Genomic DNA, 5578 nt, shown 5'->3' with positions numbered 1-5578 from the left:
ATAATATCCACTGGGTCAATTTTACTAGCTTTTCGGGCTGGAAATAAACCCGCTAAATACGTTGTAATCAAGGAAAAAGTGATTCCTATCAAGTAATATTTTAGGTCATAATTGACAGGATAAGTGCTTATAGTTGGTAAAGCCGCCGTTTTGAAGGGCACATTATCGATTAATAGTGATAACAGAAATCCGAAAAACAGTCCAGTGCAGCCACCCAATATACCGATACTGATGGCAATGGTGATAAATATCTTTTTGACATCGCTTCCTGAAAACCCCGTTGCTTTCAGAATGGCAATGGTATCCATTTTTTCATAAATCAACATATTCAAGATATTGTAAATCCCGAAACCAGCCACTATGAGTAATGTAATGCCGACGGCATACGAAATCAAGCTGCGCAAACTGCTCCCTGTTTCAAATTGGGCATTAGCGGTTTGAATATCCTCAGCATCAGTGCTAAAAATTTGTGCATATTCTTTGCTTACCGAAGGTGCCATATTCAAATCATGTAATTTGATTTGAATATCTGTCACATAAGCATTGCTTTGTCCGATGAGTTTTTGTGCTGTTTTTAAAGAGGTATAGCTCTGAACTTTGTCTATCTCACCGAGTCCCGATTGGAAATAACCTACCACTTTCAAGGGGAATCTATCGCCTTTGGCGGTGGTCACTTGCACCACATCGCCAATATTTGCCAGCATTTTGTCTGCTAAGCCTTTTCCCAAAATAATACTATTCGGAATATTCTTCAAATCTATGTACGAGCCATCAGTAACATAGTCGCCGAAGGAGAAAAGTCTTGCTTCTGCCTCTACATCTATTCCGTTGACTACGCCTGTTACATCCGTTTCGCCCACATTGAAAAATACTTGGGCAATCATTTTGGGGGAAATTCCCAAAACACGTTTGTCTTTTTTTAGCGTACTAATGATGGCAGCGCTGTTGGCAATCTGAGCATTTTTTCCATTAGGTTTAATAGACCTGATAAAATTATGGTATTTCTGGTAGCGATTATCGAGCAAAATAGGCTGATTTTCATTGGCTTTTATTTCGTTAAAAAGTCGAACATGAGGGGTTCTATTCAAGACTAAGCTATCCAAGAGGTCGTTGAGCCCGTTCATAAAACCCAACAATGCGATGAACATCGTAATACTAAACATCACACCAACGGCAGCCACCAAGGTTTGTTTCCAACGAGCCAAGGATAGCGATTGAGCAATATTCCAAATCAGTGGGTAGTTCATAGTGCAGGTTTTTGGATAGCGTCTTGGGCAGTAATTCCTGATAAAATTTCGACACGTTGGAAGTCTTTCAGTCCAACTTTTACAGCTCTTTTTTGACCATCTTTGTCCAAAACAAACTGTTCATCCACCAAATAATTTCTTGGAATTGTCAATACCTTGGGTCTTTCGGCAGTAATGATATTTGCTTCCACATTGAGGTTGGGATACAATACTTCTGGTTGTGCTATGAAGCTCGCTTTTACCGTAAAAGTCCTAGTTTTTTCATTCATCAAAGGGTCGATGCCGTTGACTTTTGCTTCAAATACTTGTTTGTCATAACTATCCAGCGTGAGTAATACTTTTTGTCCAATTTTGACACGAGTAATATCATCTTCGTCGATTTGTAGCTCAAGCATAAAAACCTTGGCATCGCCGATGATAGCGACAGGATTTTGGATTGAGACCATTTCTCCGATTTCTTTAGAAAAACTATAAATGCGTCCTGAGACCTCGGCACGAACGGCAAAATCTGAAGCAATACTCTTGGCTAATGCGACATTTTTGGCAGATTGTTCAGCAGAAAATTTGATCTGACGACGCAATTCGCTCACTCGTATCTCGGCTGATTGAAAAGCTGTTTGGGAATTATGATAGGCTAATTCACGCTGTTCTTGGTCGACCTTCGTTCCGATTTGTTGTTGCCAAAGCGCATTTTGACGACGCCAAAGCAGTGAATCATTCTTGAGTTTTTGATAGGCTAAATCTTTGGCGATAACAGCGTCTCGCAGACGTTCTTGATTTGATTTTATAGAAGCATTATCAAAATTCAACTCTGCATTTTCGATATTGAGTTTAGCGCTAGGGTTAGCAATTTCGAATAGTATTTGCCCTTTTTCCACAAAATCACCCTCTTTTATCTTCAGCGAAGAAATAATACCTGAGTTTTTGGGAAAAACTTGGTATTGATTGACACTTTTAACCACACCTGAAGCATAAACTGATTCAGAAATAGCCTGAATTTGAGGGTATATCGTTTCCACTTTTTTCTTACAGCCCGTGATCAGAGCTACCATGAATATTCCTGCCAACCAATGTTTCATCTTATGTGTCAACTTTTAGGATAATAGTTAAACCTCTATCCGATTTCGTGTTTTAGAATAGTTAAAATTAGAATTTTTTTTGAGATACAATCATGAGCTAAGTTGGTTGATGATTTGATTATGGTCAAAATATCGTTGAAATAGACAGGTGAAAATTTAGCGTTTAATAAAAATTTTTCACTTTTAATTATACAATAAATAGATGTTTTATCTAATTATTATGAATTATTATTTGTTATTATCTAATTTTTAAACAAATAGTAGTGAAGAGTAAAAATGTAAAAGATTGCTCATATACCTTTGTCCTATCCATTTTACACATCAATCGGAAAAGTAGTATCAAAGTGATGCTTTGATTTAAAAAGGAATCGTGTGTGAATCACGAACAGACGTGCTACTGTATTTAACCGCTCTTCGGAGCAAGTCGTGTACAAGATATCCATTGTTCCAGCTGGAATGAGAAGGAGTACAACGATGTTATAAGTCAGGAGACTTGCTGCTTTTCTCAATGACAAGACTCTCACGAATAGGGTGTTGGACGCGCATTGATTTTTCAAACTCATTTACGAATGAGTAATTGAGCGTATTAGTGATTTCGATAAACTAGTAGCTCTATTGATATACATTTCGGGTCAGCTTTTGTTAAACATCAAAATGTGGTGTTTATGATGTTTGCTTTCGAGAAAGCCGAAAGCTGATACCTGAAAACTTTTGAAAAATCTGTTCCACTCGTTGAAGGTTTTGTGTGTTGTGCCTAAATGGTTGAGTATTTCATTTTTAAACATTCAACCAACATGCTTACTCACATCCTTGGCTATCCACGAATCGGTAGCAAAAGAGAACTCAAAAAAGCCTGCGAACAATTCTGGTCAGGCAAAATCAGTAAAGAAGAATTACAGTCTCAGGCGTATCAGTTGAGACTAGAACACTGGAAAATCCAGCAGGAAAATGGTATTGACCTTATTCCAAGCAACGATTTTTCATTGTATGATCATGTATTAGATTTGTCTTTGACCTTAGGGGTAATTCCACAACGCTATCAAGCTTTAGTGGATGGAAAGTCTAGCAAGGAATTAGAAATATACTTTGCCATGGCACGTGGCTATCAAAAGGAGGGTTTTGATGTCGTAGCCTGCGAGATGACCAAATGGTTTGATACCAATTACCACTATATCGTTCCTGAGTTTACTAAAAATCAACAATTCTATAGATTTTCGAATAAACCTGTTCAAGAATTTGAGGAGGCAAAACGCTTGGATATCGTTACAAAACCAGTCTTAATTGGTCCAGTTTCCTATTTGCTTTTAGGTAAAGAAAAGGAAAAAGGATTTAACCGTTTAGACTTGATTCAACGTTTGTTGCCTGTTTATATCGAGTTATTGCAAGAACTCGAAAGTCGTGGTGCACATACTATTCAAATCGATGAACCATATTTGGTCATGGATTTGACAGAAAAAGAGAGGACAGTTTTTCAAGAGGTTTACCAACAAATCAGAAAAGCATTGCCAGCGCTTCAAATTGTTTTGGCAACTTATTTTGAATGTTCTGGCGATAATTTAGCCACTACTTTGAGTTTGCCTGTCGACTGCCTTCATGTTGATTTAGTTCGTTGTCCATCTCAATTAGGAGATATTCTGAATCATGAAGATTTTGTGAATGGAACTACCAAACTTTCATTAGGCTTGGTAGATGGTCGAAATATTTGGAAAAATGATTTTACCAACTCCTTAAGTTTCATTGAAAAAGCCCTTTCAAAGCTTGGCGAAGACCGTGTTTGGATTGCGCCATCATGTTCATTGTTACATACGCCTTATGATTTGGATTTGGAAAAAGACGAAAGTGTATTAACTCCGACGATTAAAAACTGGATGGCTTTTGCTAAACAAAAATTGAAAGAAGTTCGTACATTAGCAGATTTGACAAAACCCCAATTATTTAGCAGTTTGGCTTCTGTTTTGACAGAAAACCAACAAGCTATTGAAAGTAGAAAGTCTTCAACATTGATTCACCGACCAACGGTTAAAGCCCAAATTCAAGGTATTAAAAATGCCGATTTTGAGCGCGAAGCACCATTTACACTTCGCCAGTCGATTCAGAAAGAATTGTTACAATTGCCATTGTTGCCTACCACAACGATTGGTTCTTTTCCACAAACAACAGAGGTGCGTCAGTTGAGAGCTAATTATAAAAAAGGTCTGATTTCTGACGAAGTTTATACACAACAAGTAGAAACGGAAATCAAAAAGGCCATTCATTGGCAAGAAGAATTGGGCTTGGATGTCTTGGTGCATGGCGAATTTGAGCGCAATGACATGGTAGAATACTTTGGGGAGTTATTATCTGGATATGTATTTTCTCAAAATGGTTGGGTACAAAGTTACGGCAGCCGTTGTGTGAAGCCTCCGATTATTTTTGGAGATATTGAGCGCAAGGAAGATATGACCGTTCGCTGGACAAAATTTGCCCAAGCGCAAACGACAAAGATTGTAAAAGGAATGCTCACAGGACCAATCACCATGCTACAGTGGTCGTTTGTGAGAGACGACCAACCAAGACGATTAACGGCATTTCAGTTGGCATTGGCCATTCGCGAGGAAGTTGTTGCTTTGGAAAAAGCAGGTATCAAAATTATTCAAATTGACGAACCTGCAATTCGTGAAGGTTTGCCACTTAGAAAAGAAAATGCACCAATTTACTTGGATTGGGCGGTAAAAGCCTTTCGTTTGAGCGCTTCAGGCGTATCTAATCGTACCCAAATACATACGCATGCCTGTTATTCAGAATTCAATGATATTATCGATTCGATTGCTGATTTGGATGCTGATGTCATTACGATAGAAACTTCTCGTTCGCAAATGGAGTTATTGGATGCTTTTGCAGAGTTTAAATATCCAAACGAAATTGGACCAGGGGTATATGATATTCACTCGCCACGAGTACCGACGGTTGAGGAAATTACAACACTTTTGGAAAAAGCATTGACCTATATTCCATTAGAAAACCTATGGGTAAATCCTGATTGTGGACTGAAGACTCGTCACTGGGAAGAAACTGAAAAAGCCTTGAAAAACATGGTAGGCGCTGCCGAAGCCTTAAGAGCAGAAGTTGGCGTAACCTTAAAATAGGCCTATCCTGAATTGAGTGATTGGTGATTGAGTGCATGAGTGATTATGTTTTATATTTCACCAGAGACGATATGATTGCGTATTAAGCCATTCATTTTTAGTACAATATCAAAAAAGCTGTCGAAAA

The 5578-nt window shown here is 38.2% G+C and carries 3 protein-coding genes and 1 riboswitch; of the genes, 1 reads left to right on the top strand and 2 read right to left on the bottom strand.

Translation table 11 applies throughout. The features are described from left to right. Both ACOVQ4_RS13480 and ACOVQ4_RS13475 read right to left on the bottom strand, forming a co-directional pair. The coding region (locus ACOVQ4_RS13480) for an ABC transporter permease (protein ID WP_421821154.1) at positions 1-1247 on the bottom strand (1247 nt) is incomplete at its 3' end. After that, positions 1244-2326: an efflux RND transporter periplasmic adaptor subunit gene (locus tag ACOVQ4_RS13475; RefSeq protein ID WP_421821153.1), complete on the bottom strand. Its 1083-nt coding sequence runs from the start codon at positions 2324-2326 to the stop codon at positions 1244-1246. The genes ACOVQ4_RS13480 and ACOVQ4_RS13475, both read right to left, overlap by 4 nt. 317 nt (positions 2327-2643) lie before the next feature. Continuing rightward, positions 2644-2841: riboswitch (cobalamin riboswitch) on the top strand. Between the two features lie 279 nt (positions 2842-3120). Here ACOVQ4_RS13475 and metE point away from each other — a divergent pair. Then, on the top strand, positions 3121-5451 hold the full coding sequence (gene metE, locus ACOVQ4_RS13470; protein ID WP_421821152.1) for a 5-methyltetrahydropteroyltriglutamate--homocysteine S-methyltransferase: 2331 nt from the start codon (positions 3121-3123) through the stop codon (positions 5449-5451). Positions 5452-5578 lie beyond the last annotated feature (127 nt).

It is taken from the genome of Flectobacillus sp., from assembly GCF_049240685.1.
In the GTDB taxonomy this organism is placed as follows: Bacteria; Bacteroidota; Bacteroidia; order Cytophagales; family Spirosomataceae; genus Flectobacillus.
This window is presented reverse-complemented; position numbering and strand designations above follow the sequence as displayed.

What these genes read in the sequence shown, in the direction of transcription:
- ACOVQ4_RS13475 (WP_421821153.1), bottom strand. Translation starts at nt 2,326, where the DNA reads ATGAAACATTGGTTGGCAGGAATATTCATGGTAGCTCTGATCACGGGC.
- metE (WP_421821152.1), top strand. Translation starts at nt 3,121, where the DNA reads ATGCTTACTCACATCCTTGGCTATCCACGAATCGGTAGCAAAAGAGAA.